Origin of the sequence: uncultured Prevotella sp., from assembly GCF_946407605.1 — a bacterium.
Classification (GTDB): domain Bacteria; phylum Bacteroidota; class Bacteroidia; order Bacteroidales; family Bacteroidaceae; genus Prevotella.
This window is the reverse complement of record NZ_CAMJOS010000010.1, coordinates 77,324-101,660: the sequence shown is the minus strand read 5'-3', so window position 1 is coordinate 101,660 and position 24,337 is coordinate 77,324. Positions and strand designations below refer to the sequence as shown.

Genomic DNA, 24,337 nt, shown 5'->3' with positions numbered 1-24,337 from the left:
CCAGCAGTTTGCTAAACTGCCGTACGGGTTCCCGTACCGGGGGTTCGAATCCCCCAGCTTCCGCTCTGCAACATGTCGGCAAAACGACAAATGGTCGATTCATCTAATGGTTAGGATACAAGATTCTCAATCTTGGCATAGGGGTTCGATTCCCCTATCGACTACTCAAGGTATTAATAGGTAAAAAGATTTTTTGGTCGATTCATCTAATGGTTAGGATACAAGATTCTCAATCTTGGCATAGGGGTTCGATTCCCCTATCGACTACAAAAGAAGCCCTCGGTTGAGGGCTTTTTTTGTTTCTCTATCATCAAAGTGTCTTATGCTTCCTGTTCTTTCTGTTCGTAGAGGTCTTCCAACGGAATATCCTGCGCCTGCCTCAGGTAGTTAGTACGCATCATGATGGCCCTTCCCCACTCTGCACTTAGCAGGTCGGCCACAGGCACATCCAGCTTCCAGCGGCCCTGAGCCTCAAGACGGTCAATCATGGTTCCCACGCTCAGGTTACTCAGACTCTCAGCAGGCACGAAAGTCGACACGGCGCCTTTCTCGTCAGACGACACCTCGATAATCAGTCGTGCCTCTGCCAACTTAAACAGCAGGTCGTTCACAATACGGATGGGCACGCCAGTTTCCTGTCGCAGCTCATCAGCGGATGGTGCTTTCTTACCATCGGCATATCGACGACAGATGCGCGACATAATCAGGGCCGAGATCATCAGCTGGTAGCGATGACTCACATCGTCGGTATGGGCGTCATAGTCGTAGTAATCGAGGTTCTGCGACGTATAGGTCAGCTCGGCTCCAAACAGACAGATGGTCCACGATATCTGCACCCAGAGCATGAACAGCGGCAGGGCGGCAAACGAACCGTAGATAGCGTTGTAGCCTGTCACCCAGATTTGCGAGTGGATATACACAAACTGCACTATCTGCATGGCTATACCAGCAAGAATGCCTGGCACAATGGCGTTTTTCACCTTCACGTGGGTGTTGGGCATGAAGACGTAGAGCCCCACAAACATCAGCGACATGAGCAGATAGGGCGTAGCGTCGATGAGCCACCTGACGGCCGACCCCAGCAGCATGAAATCCGTCATCGAGCTGGCCATCGTAGCCAGGAACAGACTCAAACCCGACGATACCACGATGAGTATGGGGAAAAGGAAGAACATGGCCATATAGTCGGTGAAGGTGCGGAAGATGCTGCGTTTCCTTTTCACCTGCCATATCTCGTTGAAGGTATTCTCGATGTTGCTCACCAGCATCATCACCGTATAGAGCATGAATACCAGACCCACGCCGAGGAAGATGCCACTCTTGGTGTGCACCAAGTAGCTATTGACAAAGCCAATGATGACCTCGGCCACCTGCGGTTGCGACGAGAAGGCATCGCGAAACCACACCTCAATATATTTATTATAGCCGAAGCCGCGAGCTATGGCGAAGACCACAGCCAGAATAGGAACGATGGCCAGCAGTGTGCTGTAGGTCAGCGCCGAAGCCTGATTCATCACCCTCTTGGTGGTAAAGAAGCGGATGGCCAGCGAAGCAATCTTAATGACTTCGTAGACCACACGGCGTACTGGTGACAGCTCCTCGTCAGGAATGCGCCAGATATCAACCCTCAGAAATTGTATCAGCTTCTTTAGTCCCATAAGCGTCTATAATGCGGAAGCAAATTTTCCACTATTCACTATTCACTTTTCACATAAAAACGAAAGCATTGCCCCTATAAGCCGGGTTCTGTGCCAATATTGCTATTGGTGCCTGCCATTTATCTACTACGCACGTCGCCATGCGTCTCTAGCGTTCTACCCTCCATCGCATCCCGAAGGAACTCGGGCGGGCTACCCTTACATGGCGATGGTATACATGAACTTGCGGCCTCCAGTGGGAACAGCCCGCCGATCACCCGACGGCTGGTGGTCTCTTACACCACCTTCTCACCCTTACCCCCGAGGGGGCGGTTCTTTTCTTCTCCCCTAACCAGCTGTCGCCAACTGCTTCTACTTTCAGAAGTGGAGTGCCCTATGCCGCCCGGACTTTCCTCTCGCCCCTCCTTTCAGAAGCGCCAGCGGCAAGCCGGAGCAGTGCTTTCAGCCTGCAAAGATAATGATTTTATTTGTTATATTAACATCAAAATTGAAAAAAATGGGAAATAGTTAGGAAGATAAACGATTTTTGCCTGTCATTATAGCGTCAAAACAAAAAAATCGTAGCGCCGTCGTTGGTAGGTCGTAGCAAGGGCGTAGCGTAGGCGTTCGATAGGTCTGCAAGACCCAAAGAGACCAGCTCTCTCGATGTAAGATGGCTTATAAAAGAAACAAGCACCGACCCTCTGAGTCGGTGCTTGTTGTTTTCAATCTACAGATATATTATTTTGTCAAAGCAAAGAGCTGGGGGAGTCCTACGATGGCTGCCTCGCTAACCAGACGGAAGTCAGAGGTGGGACGGTCGCGATGGTAGTTGCTAACGTAGTTGACGCTATCATCAGGCATCAATGAATAAACCATCTTGTCGATAGGCTGGTCGAAGGTGCCTAGGGTGTGGTTGTAGCGGCTGTATTCGGCGATATACTTACCAAAGACCAGGTTGTAGTCGTGACGACCCGTGCACTTCCATTCATCGTCGACCCAGCGATAGGCAACGCGGCTGGCCAGAGTGCCATCAGCAGAATACTGATACTCGAACTTCATGTGGGGCTTGAGGCTCACGATACCCATGCTGGCAGCCTTCTGATAGACATACATCGTGGTGATGTCGTTGCCAGTGCGCTCGGCATTGAAGGCGAAGTTGCCCTCAGTCTGGTTTGTAACTGTCTCATAGACGTTGTTCACGGTCTTTGAGGTGAGAACTTGTGCCTTGGCGCTCATGGCGGCTACGCACATCAGGATTGCAAATGCTAACTTTTTCATTGTCGTATTGTTTTTAATTGTTATTACTGTTTCGTTTTTTATTTGTTCTTTTACTCTTTAGATGCACGACCTTTGGAGTTTATTACATCCTCGGGCCATTTTTTTTCATTTTTTTGTTTCTTCTGTCCGTTAGACGTAGGACGTATAATGAAAAGTTGCACAAGGAAAGAAAATTTTTTATGGTACTCGGAAAGATATTATATATGGTACGTAAGAAATCACAGAAACTTTTTCTAATATTTATTTGGTGGAATGAAGAAGAAGATGTATCTTTGCAGTCGAATAGTGTAACAGCAAGGGTTCGAAGGAACCTGGAAGACGCCCTCGGAAGGGGGCGTGAGAAGTGATCTTTTATTTGTTGTTACACTAAAACCACAAAATTGTGAGAAGACGATTCAAGGATGTCAGGGTGTGCCGTTGCGCACCTGACAAAGGCGTTATGTATTTGAACGCCAAGATGTTGCGAAGCATCGTTGACGCAAGTATTCACCCCATGCGCTGCGCATCGACCACAGGTAGGATGGCACAGAAGGGATTGCTGATAGGCGACCTGTGCATGGAGGCCCGTCACCCACTATGGGCCTTGAAGGTGTGGCGGCTGACGCTGTCGCTGATTCATGCGAAAGACTATGACGACTGGTGCGACGTGTGGTTCAACACGAAGTATGTGAGGCTGGGCGACGTAATTGCCGATGGCTGGTGCGAGGTGATAGGACGACGCATAGACGAGGCGGAGCGAAGGCTAGGACTGAGCGACGCAAAAGGTCGCGAAAGTTGGGAGTACAGGGCTGGCGACGGCTGGTATGACTCGTTGTATTACGAGAAGTATGACGCCTGCTGGGATGACTGGCGCGACGACTATGTGACGATGCGCAACGAAGCGGTGGAACGACAGCAGCGCGAACGGCTATGGTACGAGGCGCTGGGCTGGCAACCTCCACAGGCTCAGGACTTCTTCTGCTATTGGGGCGACTACGACCCTGCTGGCGAGGAGGACTATAACTTTATGGTGGATGACTGGGACGAGGGTGTCCCAGCCATCTGCTAAAATTCAAAAATTTTTACGTGATTAAACGAATGCAAAAATGACACAGACGGACGTAAACGGATTTTAAAGGGCAGGCGCGAAATGTTAAAATGCAAGAAAAGTAAGCGTCAAAATGGCAGTTTCATAAACTTTGAACATATATTTGCATCAAAGGTTTGAAACTGAAAAGGAATTATTAACAAAACTAACATGGATATGAAAAAGATTGCAAATTATGGTGTGACCGCCCTGAGTTTGACGGCCATTGTTTTCTCGGTAGCATCGTTCTGCGAAATCAAGGCAGAACCCAAAGAACCTGAAGTACAGGAGATGTCGACAGCTACAGCTGTACAGCCCGTAGACCTGACTTACGCAGCGGAGAAAGCTCTCCCGTGCGTAGTACATATTAAATATGTGCAGAACTCGAAGGTGCAGACCGTTGAGGTGCAGAGTGATCCCTTCGATGACTTCTTCAGCGACCCCTTCGGAGGATTCTTCGGACGCGGTCAGCGTGGACAGGACGGCACTCGTCGCCAGCAGGTACAGACCCCGAAGCGTACGGCAACGGGCTCTGGTGTGATCATCTCATCAGACGGCTATATCGTGACCAACAACCACGTAGTGGATGGTGCCGACGAGCTGACGGTGACATTGGAAAATAGTCAAGAATACTCGGCTCGCATCATCGGTGCTGACAAAACGACAGACCTGGCACTCATCAAGATTGACGGCAAGAACCTGCCCGCCATCCGCATTGCCAATAGCGACAACGTGAAGGTGGGTGAATGGGTGCTCGCCATCGGCAATCCCTTAGGACTGAACAACACGGTGACCGCAGGCATCATCTCGGCCAAGGCCCGCACGCTGGGAGCCAACGGTGTGGAGAGCTTCATCCAGACTGACGCTGCCATCAACGCTGGTAACAGTGGTGGTGCCCTGGTGAATACCAGCGGTGAGCTGGTAGGCATCAACGCCATGCTCTACTCGCAGACAGGCTCATATAGCGGCTACGGCTTCGCCATCCCCACCACGATGATGAACAAGGTGGTAGAAGACCTGAAGAAATACGGTACTGTACAGCGTGCTATGATTGGCATCAGCGGACGCGATGTGAAGACGCAGGTGGATATAGAGAAGGAAGAGGGCAAGGAAGCCACCGACTACGGCACAATGGAAGGCATCTACGTGGCAGAGGTGGTTGACGGCAGCGCCGCTTCAGAGGCCGGCATCGAGAAGGGCGACGTCATCACCGAGCTCGATGGTCAGAAACTCACCAAGTTTGGCGACCTCTCAGGCATCATCGCCCAGAAACGTCCTGGCGACAAGGTGACGCTGACCTACCTGCACAATAAGAAGAAGCAGACCAAGACCGTGACGCTGCGCAACGAGCAGGGCAACACGAAGGTGGTGAAGAATGCCGACCTGGATGTGCTGGGTGCCGACTTCCGCGAGGTGACCAAGGAACAGAAACAGCAGTTGGAGATTTCCTACGGTCTGGAGGTCATCAAGGTGAATGGCGGTAAGATGAAGGATGCAGGCGTGCCTAAGGGATTCATCATCCAGCGTGTGAACGACGAGGCCATCAAGAGTATCGAGGATCTGCAGGATGTGGTGAAGGACGCCTCAACATCGAAAGAGCCCGTGCTCATCATCCGAGGTATCTTCCCAACTGGCAAGCGCGGCTACTTCGTAGTACAGCTGGAAAACGAATAAAAAGTCTATAAAAAGGCACAGATTCAAGGTTTTTCCAAGAATCTGTGCTTTTTTTTTGGTTGTTTCGTTTTTTTACCTTACCTTTGCACGGTAGACTGTAAACTACAACCGAACATGAGACAACTGAAGATTACCAAATCTATTACCAACCGCGAGAGTGAATCTCTCGAGAAGTATCTGCAGGACATCGGCAAAGAAGAGCTGATTTCGGCAGAAGAAGAGGCGCAACTGGCCGCCCAGATAAGACAAGGCGACAAGAAAGCGCTGGAAAGGTTGACCAAGGCCAACCTCAGATTCGTGGTCAGCGTGGCCAAGCAGTACCAGAACCAAGGGCTGTCGCTGCCTGACCTCATCAACGAGGGTAACCTCGGACTGATAAGGGCCGCCGAGAAGTTTGACGAGACCAGGGGATTCAAGTTCATCTCCTACGCCGTATGGTGGATTCGTCAGGCCATTTTGCAGGCTATCGCCGAGCAGAGCAGAATAGTACGCCTACCCCTGAACCAGGTGGGCTCAGTAAACAAGATAAACCGCGTGCTCAACCGCTTTGAGCAGGAGAACGAGCGCAGGCCTTCTATCGACGAGATATCAGAGCAGATAGACCTGCCTGAGGAGAAGATTGACGAGGCCATCAACATCAGCGGCAAACACGTGTCGATGGATGCGCCTTTCAATGCCAACGACGACAACTCGCTGCTCGACGTGCTGGTGAACGACAACGCACCGTCGGCCGACATGCAACTGGTGTTGGAGTCGCTGAGACAGGAGATCAACAAGGCGCTGACGTGGCTCAACGAAAGAGAACGCAACGTCATCGAGGCATTCTTCGGCATTAACCAGCCCGAGCTGACGCTGGAGGAGATAGGTGATAAGTACCATTTGACTCGCGAGCGCGTCAGACAAATCAAGGAGAAAGCCATTCGCCGCCTGCGTACTACGACGAACAACGAACTGCTGAAATCGTATTTAGGACAGTAACTGGTGAAAGGTGATTGGTGAAGAGTGAAAAGTAATAATTAATAAGATATTGAGACAGATTGTAATTTTATTGATGACCGTGATGACGCTGGGTGTGTGTACTACTGCCAGCGCCAAGAAGGTCGTAGTGCCAAAGATGTACATCTTCGGCATGGCGGCATCGTTTAGCGATACCATCGTCTATTTCACTAACGTTCAGGAGATTGACAGCGCCTGGATAGACACCAAGGGTAACTTCCTGCAAGGCAGGAACCTCTACTCGCTGGAGTTGCGCAACTACCTGAAATATCAGGGTATGGATAACCGTACCTGCATTGTGGTGGCCAACAAGAAACGCTCGAAGCTGGAGAAGAAATTCCTGAAAATGAAAAAGTTGTACACCCAGTCGAAAGACGGTAAGTTGCACTACGACATCAGATTCATCAACGATCAGGATTTCAAGTTCAGAACCATTGACATGAGTGATGAATTCGATAATCCAGAACATGGAGAATAACCATTTCCGGATTGCGAATCTCGACATTACCATCAGATTTGCCGACACCAGCGTCAACAACATGACGCTGTTGCCGTCGTTTATCCCCTTCCGAATGGAAGAGACCGCCGAGCCGCTATTCACACTCACCGTCGATGACGCCACACGTCCTGTGAAGCAGAAATCGCTGCTGAAAGACTTTGACACTGGCAACGGACACACGCTGGTGTATAAGTTGCACGAGGGCGGCTACCAATATATTATTCGCGATGTGAACGACAGCAACTGCTGTCTGCTGATATGCAACGAGGACTTCAGCAACTGCCGATGCGCCCTCAATGGCGACTGGTGCATGCGCACCTTCGGTCTGAACAACGCCCTGATGCTGGTCTTCGCCTTTGCTGGCGCTGCCAAAGGAGCCTTGCTTGTTCACGCCTCCACCATTATGAAAGGCGACTACGGCTATCCGTTTATCGCCGAGAGCGGCACAGGCAAGAGCACGCATACGTCACTCTGGCTGAAACATATCGACGACTGCAGTCTGATGAACGACGACAATCCCGTGATTCGCATCGAGGACGGCACACCTTATATCTATGGTTCACCCTGGAGCGGCAAGACCCCTTGCTATCGCAACGTCAGGTCACTACTGGGAGCCGTCACCCGCATAGAACGTGCTCCACAAAACAGCATCGAAAAGCTACCCGCCGTGCAGGCCTTCGCCTCTGTGCTGCCAGCCTGCTCGAGCATGATGTGGGACTCTTACATCTATGATCACCTCTGCAATGCCGTCACCCGCATCGTGGAGACCACTCCCGTCTATACCCTCCATTGTCTGCCCGATAAAGAAGCTGCACTGATATGTCACAAGACGATAGCACGATAGTCAAGCAACTGCCCAACGAGGAGTTCCTGCCGCAGGTGGTAGCCCTGATCAACGAGGGGCACACCATCACCCTACCCTTGCGTGGACGCAGCATGCGGCCTTTCCTGGAGGACAACCGCGACAAAGCCCTGCTGAAAGCCGTCGACAAGCCACAGGTGGGCGATGCCGTGCTGGCAGAGTTGTGGAAAGGACATTTTGTGCTGCATCGCATCATTAGCATTGAGGGTAATAAGGTCACCCTGCGAGGCGATGGCAACCTGAACAGCGACCCCGAATGCACACTGGCTGATATCCGCGCCAAAGCCATCGGCTTCTATCGTAAGGGCAGCGACAGGCTCGACAGCACCAATGGGCGCAAATGGCGCATCTACTCGTGGTGGTGGACTCGTCTATACCCCATTCGCCGCTATCTGCTATTTGCGTTATACCCGCATGTTCCATATTGGCTGAAAGTGGAAAGTGGAAAGAGGAAAGAGAATAGACTATAAGGCCCCGAAGGGGTCAAATAACCTAGCGTAGGGGCTTGCCCCTATGATGACCGAAAAAGAAGATATGAAGACAAAGAAAGGATTTAAACTGCGCACCGTATGTGGTGAGAACATCATCGTGGCCGAAGGCATTGAGAATGTGGACTTCAGCCGCATCATCAGCATGAATGAGACGTCGGCCTACCTTTGGAAAAACATCCAGGGCATAGACTTCGACGAAAACACGCTGGCCGGACTGCTGTTAGAGGAGTACGAGGTGGACGAAGCCACAGCCCGTAGCGACGCTAAAGCGCTCGTGGAGAAGTGGCTCGAAGCTGGCATTATCGAGTGACGGCGGGAAGATGCCAAAGACGGCGCTGCCGCTACCACTCATAGCAGCATAGATGGCTCCCATGTCATAGAGCTGCTGCTTGATGGCGCCTATCTCAGGATGCAGCGCAAAGACGCTCTTCTCAAAGTCGTTTTCCAACTCATCGCGCCATGTCTCGATGGGTTGTTCTATAATCGTCCTGCAGTTCTTCTTTGGTTTGCAGGGCTTAATCAGCGAAAAAGCCTCTTTTGTAGGCACAGGGATATCAGGTCGCACCACAGCGAGGTAATATCCCTTTAGATTCAGGTCAATTGGTTGCAGCCGCTCACCTATCCCTTCGGCATAGGCAGGCTGGTTGAGTATGAAGATGGGACAGTCGGCACCCAACTTAGCAGCATAGTCGATGAGCTGCTGCTGACTGAGACTCAGTCCACACATCTCATTGAGCATCAGCAGCATAGCCGCACAGTCGCTTGAGCCGCCACCCATGCCTGCCTGCGTGGGAATAGCCTTATAGAGATGAGCATGCACACGCGGCATCTGTGGGAAGTCCTGCTTCAACAGGTTATAAGCCCTCACCACCAGGTTACGCTGCTCGTCACCCTCGACCTCAATATTCGTCACCTTCAGGTCGCAGTCGTAGGGCGAAGGGAAGGCCTCGTCCATCAGCTGCACCTCCAGCGCATCTTTCAGGGGCACAGGGAAAAACACGGTCTCGAGGTTATGATAGCCGTCAGGCCGACGCTCCACCACGTTGAGACCCAGATTTATCTTTGCTATAGGAAAACTGATCATTGAGAATTGAGAATTATGAATTAGTGTTCCAGGCGCGAGCCTTCTAACTGTTTGGGACAGAGAGATTCCAATTCGCACTTTTCGCAATGGGGCTTGCGAGCCGTGCAGACATAGCGACCATGAAGCAAGAGCCAGTGATGTGCCAACGACACCTCGGCGGCAGGGATATGCTTTTTCAGCGTCTGCTCTACCTTGAAAGGTGTATTGTCAGTTTTCGACACCAGTCCCAAGCGATGACTCACACGGAAGACATGCGTATCAACGGGCATTGCCGACTGTCCGAAAGCTACAGCCTGGATGACGTTAGCCGTCTTACGCCCCACCCCAGGCAGTTCCATCAGCAGGTCCATATCGCTGGGCACCTCGCCGTCGAAACGTTCTATCAACAGTCGCGCCATCGCCACCAGATGAGCCGCCTTCGAATTAGGATAGCTCACGCTACTCACATATTCCAGCACATCCTCGGGCTCGGCCTGCGCCATTGTCTTCGCATCCGGATAGCGACGGAAGAGTGCTGGCGTCACCTGGTTAACGCGCTTATCAGTACATTGTGCACTGAGCATCACTGCCACCAGCAACTGGAACACGCTACCGAATTCCAGTTCGGTAGTCACCTCGGGCATCGCCTTGCGGAAATGCGCCAGCACCATGTTATATCGCTCCTCGCGCCTCATCGTCTTGAATCAAGAATCACTTCGACAATTTCTGTACATACTTCACGGGCTTACCCTCCTCCTCGTGCAGAATCCTGGCGAAATCCTGAGGACGATACTTCACCGGACCACGCATGAACTCTGGGATGTTATAGCTCTTCATGAACTGACGGTGGAACTCCGGATCAGCTTGCGGCAAGGCGAAGGCCTTAGTGCTGCGCCCCTGCTCATCGACATGAGCGATGAAAGGACGCGTGTAGTTGCCATCCTCGCGGCGACTGCTGACAACCAGCCACTTACCGTTGCTCGACCATGAGTGATAGCTCTCCGTATCGTCGCTGTTGATGCCCTCCATGCGACCCACAGCACCTGTCTTCAGGTCCATCAGCCACAGGTCGGCCTCATGATGCCAGATATGGAAACAGCCGTAGTTGCCCAGCGTGAACACCAGGAAACGACCATCAGGCGAGATACGTGGCAGCGTGGCACTCTTGTCCAGCGAGTCGGCATCGAACACCATCTCGTGAGGACCGAAGGTCATCGTCTCTGGGTCGAAACTCTTCTTATAAATGCAGTATTTGAACTCCTTGGCACGCATGATAACGTCAGGCTCGCGATCCACCGAGTCGTTATAAATGAAGTGGGCGCTGCAGTAATACACCGTCTTGCCATCGGGGGCCCAGAAAGGATAAATCTCAAACTCGGTGGTATCGTTCTCGATATTCGTCACCTCGTTCTTCGCCACATCATAGGCAATAAGGTCGCTGGCCGAGTCAAACACCTCAATCTTGTTGTGATGGGCAGTATGGAAGCTCTGTCCCGTCTTGTTAGTCGAGAAGACCACCAGTGGCAGCCAGGGGTGCCACGTAGGATAGACGCCTGCAGAGAGGATAGAATCGTTGCGCATATTGATTTTATGGATGTCGCCATTATAGACAATCATTGTGCCGCCATGATTCTGACGGGCATGAAACAGCATGCGCTCTGGGTCGTACTGCTGGTAGTTATGGCAGTTCACGCACTGGCCGTTCTCCTCTGTGCAGCACAGCATATTATCGACCATCACGCGCTCTTCGTAGCTCTCCAGGCAACGCTGGTTAAGCGTCAGCTCTTCATAGGTGACATACGACGGCGAGATGAGTCGGTAACTCAGCCAAGGGTCGATGCTGTCTGTCGATACATGATAGGCAAAGGGCTTGAAGCGCGTCCACTGGTCACCCTCACGGGCATACACCTCCACGGTGATGTCGTGCCCCTTCGCCTTCTCGGCCAGCGCATGCCAGTCGTCGATGTCGGGTTGCACCTTATCGCCGCCACATACCATCTCCTCGTCGCCATACGACAGTCGGGCCACCACCTCGTCGGCCTGCTGTTCCAACATAAATGTCAGGGGTGCGATGTTGACGGGGATGGTCACATCGGTATAGTCAGGATAGATAGCGGGCAGCTCATCCTTCTGCGTGTAGCTCTCGGGCACGCTGGTCTGACAGGCTGTCAGCGCCAGAGCTGCCACCATAATATATATATACTGTCTCATCATCAATGAATCTTTTGATTGCGGATTAGGAAATACTCATAATAGAACGTGTGACCAAACTTTGGATAGAAGATGGGCTGCATCTGTTCCTCCGTCATGCCGCCACATCGCTGTGCCTGCTGCATAAACTCCTCATAGTTCTGCTTCACATCCTCATCGAAAGGCATGTGACTGATGTCCACCTGGTTCTCCAGATGACCATACAGATAGGCAGCCTCCTGATAGTGCTTGGGCATATGCTCGCCCTGATGCAGGGTGGCATAGTTGAAGAAGCGGGGCCAGAACACGCCGATATCCTTCTTCCACAGGGCCGACAACAACGTGAGCTCCTGCACCATTGGGTCAGTACTGTTGATGTCGAGCAGCACGTTCATCAGATACATCTCGGGCAGTCCATTGTCCGAGCCCAGATGGTCTTCCGTCATCTTCAGACGCTTGATGACGGCGTAGTTCTTGTTCTCGTCCATCTTCTCGGGATGCTTCAGATACTGCTCCTGCTCCTCGGCCCACGCCTTGTGGAAAGTGGTGTGCTTCAGCAGCCCGATATACTTCGCTGCCACCTCATACTCGCCATTGAGCAGGGCGCAGCGGGTCATATATTTCAGGTGTTCTGCACGCCATCCAAACTCCACGCCGTCCTCCAGGCACCAGCGGTAGCAGTAGTTCAGCTGTCCATACTCATAATAGATGATGTAGCCCACAATCTGCGTCATATTAGGTTTGATGCTGGTGTTATAGGCCTTGGCACCAGTACGGTAGTGATACATCTCGTCGCCCTGACGTCCCATACGGAACAGCGCCAGATTCTTCATCATCACAATACCACGTGTAGGCTCCTCAGGCAGGTCGACAGCAGCACGGACAATGCCCTCCCAGTCTTCCTGCTCCAGCGCATGACGCATCTCCAACTCCTTCTCGAAGTTAAAGTCCCTATACCAGAAATGCTTCACGCCATAGGTCATGCCAGCCACCAGCAGCACCTGACACAAGGCCCACACCACGATGTTATCGAAAAACTTCTTGATGGCGGCAGGCACAGGCAGACAGAGCAGCAGGCAGAACATGCCAAGCAGATAAAACGGCAGATAGAACTCATGATAGGGCACATCCAACTCGAAGATGGGGAGTGCTGCCCGATAGATATCATCAAGACTGGTCTGATAGTACAACTGCCAATAGTAGCCCTTGGGCACCACGACGGCCAGCAGCAGGGCCACCACGCAGGCCACACCCCTATGCCACAGCTTCATTTCCTGATGCTGCCACGAGAGCAGTCCCATCAGCACCACCGCCAACAGGCCATACGCGCCCACCAGAGGATAGAGCACCAGGGCGCTCACCACGATATAGGCCACCTTCAACTTCGACGGTATGCAGCGGAAGCCCCATACGGCAGCCATCAATGCCGACATGCCCATAGTTCCCACGAAGTAATAGCCTCTCAGCTTCATGTAGTAAATCCAATAGCCCAGCTCCATATTCGTAGCCAACAGCAGGGCCACGGGCACCAACGCCAGCGTGAGCCACTTCATCGGCACGCGGAAGGCCTTTGACGTGAGCCATATTAACAGGGCCCACCAGGCGCAGAGCATCAGCACACCCTGCCACGCATGATAGAAGAACTGGGTGAAGTAGGTACCCAACCACGTCAGCAGTCCGCCAGGTACCACCATCTGTTGTTTAAAGAACAGCGAAGTATCAAGAAACAGGTTGTTTTCCTGTAACTTCCACAGCAGGTTCTCTTCGTAGTTCAGTAGGCTCCAAGCCACCACGCCCAGCGCAGCCACTACGAGGATGAGAGGAATAAATCTAAGTTTTTCAGTCATTGTTTTCGTTATTACGAATGCAAAGGTACAAAAAATAGAGTGGCGCACAAAATTTTGCTCTTGAAAAATGCTTGCATATATCAAACTTTTTTGTTACCTTTGCAGCAGTATTCACATTTATCAATAACCTATATGCTCAGAAAACTATTCTTAACAACCGTTCTTCTGGCCTCTGTCTCGGCCTTTGGTGCCGTAGACCCCGCCTGGAGGAACTCCACAGTGAACCAAGTAAACCGTGAGGCCCGTCGTGCCGCCTTCTTCGCTTTCGAGAGTGCCGACAAGGCGCAGGCCAACGACAAGACGCAGTCCAAGCGTTTCCTCTCGATGGAGGGTAAGTGGCGCTTCAACTTCGTGAAAGACCACAACATGGCACCCAAGGACTTCTTCCTGCCTGCCTTCGACGACTCGAAATGGGTGGACTTCCCCGTGCCCGGACTCTTCGAGATTGAGGGCTATGGCGACAAGATCTACAAGAACGTAGGCTATTCGTGGGGCACGACGTTCAACAGCAACCCGCCGTTTATCGACGAGACCAACAACTACACGGGCTCCTATCGCCGTGAGTTCGACCTGCCCCTCAACTGGGAAGGCGAGGATGTCTATTTCCATGTGGGCTCTGCCACCAGCAACCTCACCCTTTGGGTCAACGGCAAATACGTGGGCTACTCCGAGGACTCTAAGGTGGCTGCCGAGTTCAACATCACCAAGTACCTGAAGAAAGGTAAGAACCTCATCGCCATGCAGGTGATGCGCTGGTGCGACGGCTCTTATCTGGAGGACCAGGACTTCTGGCGCTTCACGGGTATAGCCCGCGAGGTGTATCTCTATGCCCGTCCCAAGCAGCACATCGAGGATATCTTCATCACGCAGGACTATCTCAACGGCAAGGGCATCCTCGACGTCAACGTGAAGGCACCTAAGGGTACCGTCGTCGAGACCTCATTGCAGGATGACAATGGCAACGAGGTCAGCCTGGAGAGCGTCAAGCCCTGGTCGGCTGAGATTCCTCAGCTCTACAACCTGTATATCACCCTGAAGAAGGGCAACAAGGTGCTTGAGGTGGTGAAGCAGCGCGTGGGCTTCCGTCATATCGAGATCAAGGGCGGTCAACTGCTGGTCAACGGTCAGCCTATATTAATAAAAGGTGCCGACCGTCACGAGCTCGACCCCGACGGCGGTTATATCGTATCGATGGAGCGCATGGTTCAGGATATCCGCATCATGAAGCAGCTGAATATCAACGCCGTACGTACCTGTCACTATCCCGACGACCCCCGTTGGTATGACCTCTGCGACGAATATGGTATCTACCTCACCGCTGAGTCAAACCTCGAGAGCCACGGCATGGGCTATGGCGATGGCACCCTGGCCAAGCGCGCCGACTTCGAGAAGGCTCATATCGAGCGTCAGGAGGGCAACATCCACTCGTTTAAGAACCACCCCTCTATCATCGTGTGGTCTCTGGGCAACGAGGCCGGCTACGGTCCTAACTTCGAGAAGGCCTACGACTGGGTGAAGGCTACCGACAAGACCCGTCCCTGCCAGTTTGAGCAGGCAGGTCAGAACGGCAAGACCGACATCTTCTGTCCTATGTACTATGGCTACGAGGGCTGCGAGGCCTACTCAAAGGGCAACAACCCCCGTCCACTCATCCAGTGTGAGTATGCCCACGCCATGGGTAACTCCATGGGTGGCTTCAAGGAGTACTGGGACCTGGTGCGTAAGTATCCGAAGTATCAGGGTGGTTATATCTGGGACTTCGTAGATCAGGGCATGCGCGACAAGAGCCCTATCACGGGTCGTGAGATCTTCACCTATGGTGGCGACTACGGCAAGTATCCTGCCTCAGACTATAACTTCAACTGCAACGGCATCATCGCCCCCGACCGTCGTCTCAACCCCCATGCCTACGAGGTAGGTTACTACTATCAGAACATCTGGGTCACCGACAAGGGCCTGAAGGAGGGTAAGTTCGAGGTGTATAACGAGAATTTCTTCAAGACCCTCGACGATATCGAGCTGGAATGGTTCGTGGGTGGTGCCGGTGGTCATCATCACGAGACTGACGGACGTCCTGCAGGTATGACCTTTGGTCATGGTGGCACCATCGCCCTGAGCGGCATCCAGCCTCAGCAGCGCAAGGTCATCACCTCCGACGAGATGAAGCAGGTCATCGAGCGCGTGCTCGGCCATCATGGCGACAACGAGATCTTCGTTTCGTTCTACTTCAAGTCAAAGAACGGCGCCCCCCTCATCGACAAGGGTCAGGTGCTGGCCAAGCAGCAGTTCTGCATCAACGAATACAAGTATCCCGCTCTGACTGCAGAGACAGACTCTTCACTCTTCACTCTTCACTCTTCACTCCTGAAGGAAGAGACCAACACTTACGTCAAGCTCTCTGCCGCAGGTACCGACCTCTTCGTGGGCAAGCGCAACGGTATGATTGACTATATCACCGTCGATGGCAAGGACATGCTGCAGTTCCGCGAGAGCATCGTGCCCGAGTTCTGGCGTGCTCCTACCGACAACGACTACGGCGCTGGTCTGCAGAACCGCTTCTCAGCCTGGAAGAACCCCGATATGCGTGTTCGTAACCTCACCGTCAACGGCAATTCTATTTTTGCCACCATCGCCCTCACCGAGCCCGGCATGCGTGGTGGACAGAGAAACGGCGGCGAGCGTCGTCAGACCTTTGCCATCCTCACCATGACCTACACCCTCACTTCTGACGGCGTAGTCATCGTACGTGAGCAGATGAAGCCCGAGGGCGAGGCCCAGATGAGCGAGATGTTCCGCTTCGGCATGGGCATCCAGATGCCTAAGCAGTACAACCAGGTGGAGTACTACGGCCGCGGACCCATCGAGACCTATAGCGACCGTAAGGACTCTGAGTTCCTGGGCATCTATAAGAATAAGGTACAGGACGAATACTACGAGTATGTCCGTCCGCAGGAGAGCGGCAACCACGTCGATGTGCGCTGGTTCTCTGTCATCGACAATAGCGGCAAGGGCCTGCAGTTCTACAGCAACGCTCCGATGGAAGCCTCTGCCCTGCCCTATACCACCGCTCAGCTCGACGATGGTCCCAGCAAGGACAAGGCTTGGGGACATCACTCTGGCGACCTGATTCCTTCTGGTCACACCAGCGTCCACATCCAGAAGCGTCAGTTAGGCTTGGGTTGCGTCAACTCTTGGGGTGCTTGGCCACGCGATGAGTATCGTGTCAAGTTCCAGGAATACGACTTCACCTTCGCTATCAAGCCTTTGAAGTAATATGCGACGAATCATCATCATAGCGGCACTCATCGTAGTGCCGCTATTCGTTTACTCCCAGCGTCAGCAGCACTTCCGCAAGCAGCTGCCTGCAGGCAACTATAGCGGCATCTGCGCTATAGGCAACGACTGTTTTGCCTTGGTCGACGACAAGGCCCCGACAGACGGTTTCCGCCTCGTCCGCATCCTGTTCGACGCTGACGGACAGCGCATCAGCATGCTCGAAGACCTGGGCTATCACTCCAGCGGACTGCCCAACCGCGACATGGAGGGCATCTGCTATCGACCCTCTACCAATACCCTGTTTATCAGCGGCGAGGCCGACAACGAGGTCTATGAATACACCCTCGACGGCCAGCGCACAGGGCGCCGACTGGCCATGCCCGATGCTGTCAAGCGGGCCAGTCATAACTTCGGCCTCGAGGCGCTCACCTACGATGCCGTCAACCATCTGTTCTTTACCACCACCGAGCGGCCCCTGCTTGGCGACAGCACCTTGCGTATCCTGGCTTTTGGTGACGACCTGCAGCTGAAGCACACCTATCACTACCAGCCCGATGCTCCCGTCAACCGCAAGTATTTCCATGGCGTCTCCGAGCTCTGCGCCCTCGACGATGGTCGTCTGCTGGTGCTCGAACGTCAGATCCGTGTGCCCCGTCTCAAGATTGGTGCCAAGACCCTGATTCGCATCTATGAGGTGTCGCCTGGGTCTGATGAACACCTACAAAAGCAACTGGTGACAGAGTTCCGCACACGGCTCTCCATCACCAGTCGTCAATTTGCCAATTTCGAAGGTCTCTGTCAGGTGTCGCCCAGCCTCCTGCTCCTCATCGCCGACTCCCAGAATCAGTACAAGGGCTTCCTCCGCGACTGGCTGCGAATAATTAGTAATTCCTAATTACTAATTTAAATATCTCCTTCAAAAGTAGTCGTCCTCATGTCCCCCGTATCGAAGCCCTGCTTCAGCCAACGCTTACGCTGTGCGCTGGTGCCGTGGGTAAACGACTCCGGCTGCGCATAGCCCTGAGCCTGTTTCTGTAGCCAGTCGTCGCCGATGGCCTTTGCCAGCTCCAGACCCTTCTCCATATCGCCATACTCCAGCGAGTGGTTCTTCGCATCCTCATAGTGAGCCCACACGCCCGCATAGTAGTCAGCCAGCAGCTCCAGGCGCACACTCACCTGGTTAGCCCGCGTCTTGTCCAGCTGTCTCATCTGCTCATGCGCCTTTCCAAGGATGCCCAGCGAGTACTCCACATGGTGACCAATCTCGTGGGCTATCACGTAGGCGTATGCAAAGGTGTTACCCTCCACGCCCAGCTGTTTCTTCATCTCCGTAAAGAACGACAGGTCTATATACAACTTCTGGTCACCCGAGCAGTAGAACGGACCCACGGCAGCCGTTGCCGAGCCGCAGGCCGAGTTGACGCTGTTCGTAAACAGCACCAGTGTCGGAGCCTTGTATTCCCCGAAGCCGTTCTCACGGAACACCTCCGTCCACACATCCTCCGTGCTGGCCAGAATCTGTTTACACTCCGTAGCCAGCTGCTCTTCCTCCGCGCTGAACTCGCGCTGTCCCGCAGGTGTCTCCGTCTGCAGGCTGGATAGTCCCCCGTTCTGCACCACGTTGTTCACCACGTCGCCCAGACCGCCTCCCGAGAGGAAGGTCATCAGCGCAATGACAATGATACCTCCAATGCCGCCGATACCGGCCTTGGCACCTGTACTGAGCCCTCTGCGGTCTTCCACATTCGAACTCTGTCTTCTTCCATTGAGTCTCATACTATTATAGTTTTAGTTTGTCACAAAGGCTCCCTTTGTGTTCCAATATTGGATGCAAAGGTACATCTTTTTTCTGAAAATCAAAGCAATGTACATAGAAAAATAAAAGTGCCGGTCCTCAAACGTCAAGATTTTTTACTTGAAAATGGGGCGTTTTGGCCGATTTTGTTGCAAGGGAGAAGGAAGGGAGAAGCAAGGGAGAAGGATTTTGTAATAAAAAAGGAAATCAATCCCTAATTATCTTTGCTTCACCATAGAAAGAACATATCTCAGCGGCCAATGTATTAAGATTGTGAAAACGACTATAATCACTGTCGGATGGTGCGTTGCCAACAGCGCCCATCGTGTCGAGATTCCAGGGAGCCAATATGAGCAGCGAGCCACTTGCACAAGCATCAAAGCGCTTTTTCTCGGGTTTCCAGTACTTGTCTATGGGGGCCGGCTGCAGATGTATCAACGGATAGCCGCGTTCTATGCACTCATTTTTCATTAGCTGCTCACCGCGAGAGATGCCAGGGGTGACAATGACTGTACCTCCCTCCATGATAGCATTCTCCCATTGGTTTCGCTCATGAGCGTAGTCGGGAGTTTCCTCGTATGGATGACCATTGACGGGATGCTTGCGGTGGCACATCACTTGCAACTTACGGGGCCACCTCAGAAGGAATAGGTTGCCGAAGGCGCCATAGCTACGACCGTCTATCTGCACATGCAAACATCTGCGCAAGAAGTCGGGCAGGAGTCGCCTCAACAGAGCACGGCGAGGGTTGTCATGCACATAGGCTATCATCGCCTGGCGGTGGCGCTCATCAAGGCACACCGTGTCGTCGTAGTTGTCATCAAAGAGCGGGCGCTGCTGGCGACACACGAAGGTGTAGTACTCCTGACGCTGCTTCTTTGACATGCTGCGAATAAGAGTGCCCTCGTCAGAGTGAAGGGCAGCCTTCTCGCGCAGCCAGGCTGGAGCACGCTCGCTCCTGCAATCGGCCGAGATCGGCCGATTGGTAGAGGAAGGGAGGCCTTGTTGCTGCTGCCAATAGCTGGTGCAGTTAGCTTTGAAGGCCTGAATGATATCGCCCAGACTCCACTGCATGGGTTCCAGTACTTCGATGACACCGTGAAAATGGTCGGGCATGCATACGCACGCATGTACTACCACCTTATTGCCATGAGTGTGTGCATGGGCGGGTGTCTGTAACCATGCCTTCTGTATGGCCTCGCCAATAGGGGTGAGGGCAAGGGTGGATTTGTGGCCGCCCTCTGCTCCCTCTGCTTTGTGCCCGAGATCGGTCACAAAATGGGAGAGCAGGCGTTCACGGCCGCTAACCACCAGGGTAATGAGATAGGTGCCGCGACCATAGTAGTCGTGGCCTGGATTACGTGGACGATAGGATAAAGCCTGCATATCTGCTGCTGTTTTTGCAAAAATACAAATAATTCCTGAAATCTGCTGCTGTTTTTGCAAAAATACAAATAATTCCTGATAATAACGCGATTCGAATCGCCCTAGACCGAGCATCATCGTGGGTCGGGAGATCAAGGACGGCGAGGTAATGGGATAACAGAAAAAAAGCGCCGACCATGAGTCGGCGCTTTTGATAATTAGGATCAATTAGGATAATTCGTTTCTTAAATCCCCATTCGTTTTTAGAAGTTCTTGGTCTGTTCGGCCACCTCGGCGTTGATCTTGTCGATGAACTGCTGGATGGTCATGGTGGCCTGCTCGCCACCACCCTGCTGACGCATAGAGACGAGACCCTCGGCCTCTTCCTTCTCGCCTACGATGACCATGTAGGGGATGCGCTTCAGCTCGTTGTCGCGGATCTTGCGACCGAGCTTCTCGTTGCGCAGGTCGATAGAGCCACGCACGCCCTGCTCGCTGAACTGGTCGAGCACCTTCTTGGCATAGTCGTTGTACTTCTCGGACAGGGGCAGCACCACGACCTGATCGGGGGTGAGCCAGAGGGGGAAGTGACCGCTGGTATGCTCGATGAGCACGGCGGTGAAACGCTCCATAGAGCCGAAGGGTGCACGGTGAATCATCACAGGCGTCTTCTTCTGGTTGTCCTCGTCGGTATATTCCAACTGGAAGCGCTTAGGCAGGTTGTAGTCCACCTGGATGGTACCCAGCTGCCAGCGACGGCCGATGGCGTCCTTGATCATGAAGTCGAGCTTAGGACCATAGAAGGCGGCCTCGCCATATTCTACCTTAGCGGGCAGTCCCTTCTCGGCGCATGCCTCCTGGATGGCTTTCTCGGCCAGTGCCCAGTCTTCGTCGCTACCTACGTACTTCTCGTGGTTGTTAGGATCGCGCAGAGAGATCTGTGCCTCGAAGTTGAATCCGAAGGCTGAGAGCACGACGTTGATGATATCCATGACGTTGAGGAACTCCTGCTTGACCTGGTCGGGACGACAGAACAGGTGGGCATCGTCCTGAGTGAACGAACGTACACGGGTGAGTCCGTGGAGCTCGCCGCTCTGCTCATAGCGATAGACGGTACCGAACTCTGCAATACGCAGGGGCAGGTCCTTATATGAACGGGGCTTCCAAGCGAAGATCTCACAGTGGTGAGGACAGTTCATGGGCTTCAGCATGTACTCTTCGTCTTCCTCGGGGGTGTGGATAGGCTGGAACGAGTCCTTGCCGTAGTGATCCCAGTGACCAGAGGTGACGTAGAGGTTCTTGGAGCCGATATGCGGGGTGATGACCTCCTGATAGCCGTAGCGCTTCTGTACCTTGCGCAGGTGGTCCTGCAGGCGCAAACGCATGTCGGTGCCCTTGGGCAGCCAGATGGGCAGACCCTTACCAACCTTGTCAGAGAACATGAAGAGCTCCATCTCTTTACCAATCTTACGGTGGTCGCGTTTCTTAGCCTCCTCCAACATCACGAGATACTCGTCGAGCATCTTCTTCTTGGGGAATGAGATACCATAGAGACGCTGCATCTGCTCACGGGTGGCATCGCCACGCCAGAAGGCACCAGCGACAGAGGTGAGCTTGATGGCCTTGATCTCGCCAGTATCGACGAGGTGAGGACCACGGCAGAGGTCGGTGAAATTACCCTGGGTATAGGTGGTGATAGTGCCATCCTCGAGGTCCTGCTCGATGTGCTCGCACTTATAGGTCTGACCGTCGGCAGCAAACTCTTTCAGAGCGTCGGCCTTAGCCACTTCCTTGCGAACGACAGGCTCCTTCTTTGAGGCCAGTTCACGCATCTTGTTCTCGATGGTGGGGAAATCGCTCTCCTTGATGCTCTCGCCGTTGGGCAGCAGCACATCATAGAAGAAACCGCTCTCTACAGCAGGACCGAAGCCGAACTGAATGCCAGGATACAACTCTTGGAGTGCTTCAGCCAGCAGGTGGGCAGAGGTGTGCCAGAATGTGTGCTTACCCTGCTCGTCCTCAAACTTATAGAGCTCGATCTTAGCGTCCTCATTGATAGGACGGTTCAACTCCACCGTTTCGCCATTCACGCCGCAAGCTACTACGCTGCGTGCCAGAGCCGGCGAAATGCTCTCGGCAATCTGAAGTCCGGTAACGCCCTGCTCATACGAGCGAACAGATCCGTCCGGAAAAGTAATTTTTATTTCCATATCTACAATATATGTGTAAGTTTAAGCGGCTGCAAAGGTAATAAATATAATTAAAACACGAAAAAGATTCAGAGGCTTTTTTGTGTCACACCCGAAAATAATACGCCGGCCCAGAGTGTCTGAGTCGGCGTATGACTGAATGGGATGCCCTACCCTTTTGGGTGTTATTTCTTGAGGACAATCTTTCCGTTGCTGATGTAAAGTCCTGGTTTAGTGATAGTTTCAATACGACGACCATCGAGCGAGTACCAGACGTCAGACGTCTTGGCAGCATCGGTGGTGGCTGCGTGGCCAAGGCCTGTGGCAACAAAGCTGTTTGCGGCCAGACTGAGCTGACCAATGATGCAGTCGCTCCACTCGGCAGCGGCGCAGTAGAAGGCGATGACATAGTTGCCCTGCTCGGTGACGTCGAACTCGAGGGTCTGCAGTGCAGGACTGTTGAATTTATTGGATGCCACATTGCCGATGTTGATGTCGGGCGTATAGGTCTGACTGGCGATGACGGTGCCGCCCGTGCGCTTCTCGATGCGCACCTCTACCTCGCCAAAGTCGGCCATATTCCAGTTGCACACCTTGTATTTCAGCGTGTAGTGACCAGGGGCGAGACTGAGCATGGTGCCTGCGTCGCTGTTGCCGTACTTGGCATAGCCCTGACGTGCACGTCCGTTGATATTGCGGATATAGAGGCCATAGTTGAAGCCCTTGGTAGAACCCGTGAACTGCAGCACGCGACAGCCCGACGAGTAGCCGCTGCTATAACCTGTGCGCTTCTCGCTGCTGTCGTAGGTGGTCCATCCGGCAGGGATGGCGTTGGCCTCCTTGATGTCGGACGAGATGGTGAACGACGAGGGGGCTGCCAGCGTCACCTCAACACTGGCGGTGCTGGTCTCGCCGTCGTTGTCGGTAGCCACCGCCTTCAGCGTGTGCTTGCCTGTCTTGGTGGGTGTCAGCGTAGTCTTATAAGGCTTGGCAGTACAGGTGGCAATCAGCGTAGTGCCGTCGAAGAACTCCACCTTCTCTACCGTGCCGTTAGGGTCGTCGGCCTGGGCGGTGATGGTGATATCGGGGAAGGTGACAGCGCCCTGAGGGCCAAAGCTGATGTATCGGCCGCCTGTGGTGGGAGAAGAGATCTTGACGTTGGGCGTGGTCTTGTTGAGCGAGTAGTTCTTGCAGAAATTCCATATCTCCTTACCTGTATATACCTCTTTCTCCTTACAGATCCAGTGGCCTTTGTCCTTGAGCTCTATGAGGCGCACCTCGACGCCGTCATTGCCTGGTCCCCAGATATGGAGTTTGGCACCGCTGAAGCCGTTGTAGTTGCTGATGACACGGTCGGTGGTAGAGCAGCCGTTGTGATTGATCCAGGGGTTGAGCGCAGGCTGCACACCACTCCAGTTGTCGGCCGTGCCCTGGATATGCAACAGGGGGATGGGGCGCAGACCTGCCTTGGGCGTCACCACTGCCGGACCGCTGCACGACACGAAGGCCGCAATCTGGTCGGACATCTTGTTAATGGCGTTGTAGGTCAGCATGCCGCCCATGGAGAAACCACCCAGATAAACGCGGTTGCGGTCAATATTGTGCTGCGTCACCATCTTCTCGATAATGGCCTTGATAAAGTTGATGTCGCGGTCGCCGCCAGTATCCCACGCCTTGTCGATGCCGTTGGGGAAGACACACACGAACTTAGCCGTGTCGCACACAGCCTCCATGCTCACCTGGTCGTTTTTGAACTCGCTGTTCTGCATCCAGTTGGCATCCTGGTTGTAGCCATGACAGAAGATGAGCAGCGGCCTACCCTCTCCCAGGTTACTTGGTACAATAACGTTGTAGGAGCGGCTGGTGCCGTTGACGGTGATGTTGTCGGCCTTTACCGACGTCACTCCTGCAATCATCAGGAGCAGAAAGATGATGGTTTGTTTCATAATGGTGTATTTAGTTATCGTGGTGCAAAGATACACAATTGTTTCCAAACCAACAGCACGCGCAAGGCGAAAAAGATGAACAAACAAAAATTTGGGACACAAAAAAAAGAGTGGCCGCAAGCAATCTTGCGTCCACCCTTTATTTACAATATTATTATTA

19 protein-coding genes, 2 tRNA genes and 1 other RNA gene are annotated in these 24,337 nt (G+C 53.2%); 11 read left to right on the top strand and 11 right to left on the bottom strand.

Annotated features, from left to right (window positions below):
* Nucleotides 1-92 precede the first annotated feature (92 nt).
* Together Q0R57_RS06320 and Q0R57_RS06315 are read left to right on the top strand one after the other, a co-directional pair.
* Nucleotides 93-164, top strand: a tRNA-Glu gene (locus Q0R57_RS06320).
* Between the two features lie 31 nt (nt 165-195).
* A tRNA-Glu gene (locus tag Q0R57_RS06315) sits at nt 196-267 on the top strand.
* 53 nt (nt 268-320) lie between these two features.
* Here Q0R57_RS06315 and Q0R57_RS06310 read toward each other — a convergent pair.
* The 3 genes from Q0R57_RS06310 to Q0R57_RS06300 form a co-directional block, all read right to left on the bottom strand.
* A complete protein-coding gene (locus tag Q0R57_RS06310; RefSeq protein ID WP_294744833.1) occupies nt 321-1,658 on the bottom strand; it encodes a YihY/virulence factor BrkB family protein in 1,338 nt (445 codons plus the stop codon).
* Nucleotides 1,659-1,719: 61 nt separating this feature from the next.
* Nucleotides 1,720-2,097: RNase P RNA component class A (gene rnpB, locus Q0R57_RS06305), an RNA gene on the bottom strand.
* 281 nt (nt 2,098-2,378) lie between these two features.
* Entirely contained in the window at nt 2,379-2,918 is a 540-nt protein-coding gene (locus Q0R57_RS06300; protein ID WP_294744830.1) for a DUF3836 domain-containing protein, read from the bottom strand.
* A 382-nt stretch (nt 2,919-3,300) separates the two neighbouring features.
* Between Q0R57_RS06300 and Q0R57_RS06295 the strand changes: the two genes are divergently transcribed.
* The 7 genes from Q0R57_RS06295 (at nt 3,301) to Q0R57_RS06265 (ending at nt 8,816) form a co-directional block, all read left to right on the top strand.
* Nucleotides 3,301-3,966, top strand: a complete 666-nt coding sequence (locus tag Q0R57_RS06295; RefSeq protein WP_294744827.1) for a hypothetical protein — start codon at nt 3,301-3,303, stop codon at nt 3,964-3,966.
* Nucleotides 3,967-4,161: 195 nt separating this feature from the next.
* On the top strand, nt 4,162-5,658 hold the full coding sequence (locus Q0R57_RS06290; protein ID WP_294744824.1) for a Do family serine endopeptidase: 1,497 nt from the start codon (nt 4,162-4,164) through the stop codon (nt 5,656-5,658).
* 114 nt (nt 5,659-5,772) lie between these two features.
* Nucleotides 5,773-6,636 (top strand): RNA polymerase sigma factor RpoD/SigA, encoded by an 864-nt coding sequence (locus tag Q0R57_RS06285; protein WP_294744820.1) that lies wholly within the window; start codon nt 5,773-5,775, stop codon nt 6,634-6,636.
* Between the two features lie 49 nt (nt 6,637-6,685).
* On the top strand, nt 6,686-7,132 hold the full coding sequence (locus Q0R57_RS06280) for a hypothetical protein (RefSeq protein WP_294744817.1): 447 nt from the start codon (nt 6,686-6,688) through the stop codon (nt 7,130-7,132).
* Nucleotides 7,122-7,997 carry a hypothetical protein gene (locus Q0R57_RS06275; RefSeq protein WP_294744836.1) on the top strand — a complete coding sequence of 292 codons (876 nt, stop codon included), beginning with the start codon at nt 7,122-7,124 and terminating at the stop codon, nt 7,995-7,997. The genes Q0R57_RS06280 and Q0R57_RS06275 overlap by 11 nt, the downstream gene beginning before the upstream one ends.
* Nucleotides 7,973-8,485, top strand: a complete 513-nt coding sequence (locus Q0R57_RS06270) for a S24/S26 family peptidase (RefSeq protein WP_294744812.1) — start codon at nt 7,973-7,975, stop codon at nt 8,483-8,485. Before Q0R57_RS06275 ends, Q0R57_RS06270 begins: the two co-directional genes overlap by 25 nt.
* A gap of 64 nt (nt 8,486-8,549) precedes the next feature.
* Nucleotides 8,550-8,816 carry a PqqD family protein gene (locus Q0R57_RS06265; RefSeq protein WP_294744809.1) on the top strand — a complete coding sequence of 89 codons (267 nt, stop codon included), beginning with the start codon at nt 8,550-8,552 and terminating at the stop codon, nt 8,814-8,816.
* On the opposite strand, the gene ispE is transcribed toward Q0R57_RS06265, so the two are convergent.
* The 4 genes from ispE to Q0R57_RS06245 are packed head-to-tail and all read right to left on the bottom strand — an operon-like array spanning nt 8,727 to nt 13,606.
* Complete coding sequence (ispE, locus tag Q0R57_RS06260) at nt 8,727-9,590, bottom strand: 4-(cytidine 5'-diphospho)-2-C-methyl-D-erythritol kinase (RefSeq protein WP_294744805.1); 864 nt, start codon at nt 9,588-9,590, stop codon at nt 8,727-8,729. The genes Q0R57_RS06265 and ispE overlap by 90 nt on opposite strands.
* 20 nt (nt 9,591-9,610) lie before the next feature.
* Entirely contained in the window at nt 9,611-10,264 is a 654-nt protein-coding gene (gene nth, locus Q0R57_RS06255; RefSeq protein ID WP_294744802.1) for an endonuclease III, read from the bottom strand.
* 16 nt (nt 10,265-10,280) lie between these two features.
* Complete coding sequence (locus Q0R57_RS06250; RefSeq protein ID WP_294744799.1) at nt 10,281-11,780, bottom strand: hypothetical protein; 1,500 nt, start codon at nt 11,778-11,780, stop codon at nt 10,281-10,283.
* A 2-nt stretch (nt 11,781-11,782) separates the two neighbouring features.
* Nucleotides 11,783-13,606 (bottom strand): DUF6057 family protein, encoded by a 1,824-nt coding sequence (locus Q0R57_RS06245; RefSeq protein WP_294744796.1) that lies wholly within the window; start codon nt 13,604-13,606, stop codon nt 11,783-11,785.
* Nucleotides 13,607-13,738: 132 nt separating this feature from the next.
* Between Q0R57_RS06245 and Q0R57_RS06240 the strand changes: the two genes are divergently transcribed.
* Together Q0R57_RS06240 and Q0R57_RS06235 are read left to right on the top strand one after the other, a co-directional pair.
* The gene (locus Q0R57_RS06240; RefSeq protein ID WP_294744793.1) at nt 13,739-16,879 is read left to right on the top strand and encodes a glycoside hydrolase family 2 TIM barrel-domain containing protein; all 3,141 of its coding nucleotides are present in this window, start codon (nt 13,739-13,741) and stop codon (nt 16,877-16,879) included.
* 1 nt (nt 16,880) lies between these two features.
* Nucleotides 16,881-17,777 (top strand): esterase-like activity of phytase family protein, encoded by an 897-nt coding sequence (locus tag Q0R57_RS06235; RefSeq protein ID WP_294744790.1) that lies wholly within the window; start codon nt 16,881-16,883, stop codon nt 17,775-17,777.
* Nucleotides 17,778-17,785: 8 nt separating this feature from the next.
* On the opposite strand, the gene Q0R57_RS06230 is transcribed toward Q0R57_RS06235, so the two are convergent.
* The 4 genes from Q0R57_RS06230 to Q0R57_RS06215 form a co-directional block, all read right to left on the bottom strand.
* Nucleotides 17,786-18,658 (bottom strand): neutral zinc metallopeptidase, encoded by an 873-nt coding sequence (locus tag Q0R57_RS06230; protein ID WP_294744788.1) that lies wholly within the window; start codon nt 18,656-18,658, stop codon nt 17,786-17,788.
* Between the two features lie 226 nt (nt 18,659-18,884).
* On the bottom strand, nt 18,885-20,063 hold the full coding sequence (locus Q0R57_RS06225; RefSeq protein ID WP_294744785.1) for a hypothetical protein: 1,179 nt from the start codon (nt 20,061-20,063) through the stop codon (nt 18,885-18,887).
* A gap of 242 nt (nt 20,064-20,305) precedes the next feature.
* Nucleotides 20,306-22,252 (bottom strand): threonine--tRNA ligase, encoded by a 1,947-nt coding sequence (gene thrS, locus Q0R57_RS06220; protein WP_294744782.1) that lies wholly within the window; start codon nt 22,250-22,252, stop codon nt 20,306-20,308.
* Nucleotides 22,253-22,416: 164 nt separating this feature from the next.
* Nucleotides 22,417-24,177 (bottom strand): Ig-like domain-containing protein, encoded by a 1,761-nt coding sequence (locus tag Q0R57_RS06215; protein WP_294744779.1) that lies wholly within the window; start codon nt 24,175-24,177, stop codon nt 22,417-22,419.
* Nucleotides 24,178-24,337 lie beyond the last annotated feature (160 nt).